Origin of the sequence: Chryseobacterium sp. SIMBA_038, from assembly GCF_046535115.1 — a bacterium.
In the GTDB taxonomy this organism is placed as follows: Bacteria; Bacteroidota; Bacteroidia; order Flavobacteriales; family Weeksellaceae; genus Chryseobacterium.
This window is the reverse complement of the sequence record NZ_JAWRXH010000117.1, coordinates 1-279: the sequence shown is the minus strand read 5'-3', so window position 1 is coordinate 279 and position 279 is coordinate 1. Positions and strand designations below refer to the sequence as shown.

The window sequence follows — 279 nt, the reverse complement described above, 5'->3', positions numbered from 1 at the left end:
AACTGCCACGGGAGGCCGTCCGTTGCCTGCTGGATGCACGCATCGAGCGCTGCCTCGACCTTCAGGAACAGATTGACGTCTGCCTCAGAGCGATCCTTGTCGAGAAGATAGAATGTCGTATAAATAACGAGCAGCAGCGCGACCAAAGTCTGCGCCGTGCCATGCCCGGTGCGCAGGGTCGTCAGTACCAAGTGATTCTCTAACGAGATGTCCTGGATCAATGCTGCCGGCAGGGGCAGCAGCATTTGTTTCGTGCGGACCTTACGCTTACGCAACATG

The 279-nt window shown here is 57.0% G+C and carries 1 protein-coding gene; it reads right to left on the bottom strand.

The window, feature by feature from the left end:
• On the bottom strand, nucleotides 1–279 hold a 279-nt coding region (locus tag SB689_RS22940; RefSeq protein ID WP_410694369.1), incomplete at both ends, for a hypothetical protein.